This is a genomic window from Pseudomonas sp. SIMBA_067, assembly GCF_046534675.1.
GTDB classification, from domain to species: Bacteria; Pseudomonadota; Gammaproteobacteria; order Pseudomonadales; family Pseudomonadaceae; genus Aquipseudomonas; species Aquipseudomonas putida.
The window spans coordinates 1-233 of record NZ_JAWRYH010001411.1; the positions used below are offsets into that span (position 1 = coordinate 1).

Annotated in this window: 1 protein-coding gene; it reads right to left on the reverse strand. The window is 40.3% G+C overall.

From position 1 onward, the window contains the following. Positions 1–26: 26 nt before the first annotated feature. A partial coding sequence (locus SB765_RS34030) for a chemotaxis protein CheW (protein ID WP_410933083.1) occupies positions 27–233 on the reverse strand: 207 nt, incomplete at its 5' end.

A 233-nucleotide genomic window follows, 5' to 3' on the forward strand; every position in this document is an offset into this window, starting at 1 on the left:
CTGTAGCTCAATATTGCTATTTAATGCTATTGATTCAGAGAACATGAATCCTCCAGAGTCGCTGATGGCTCAATACTCAATGCTTGGCTGCCAGGTTTTTTTAATCCTGAAAGCTTAATCAAACCGCTAATATCTAAAATTAACGAGACACGACCATCACCTAAAATAGTTGCCCCAGAGACTCCGTCCACTTTGTGGTAATTAGCCTCCAAGCTTTTTATAACCACCTGTTG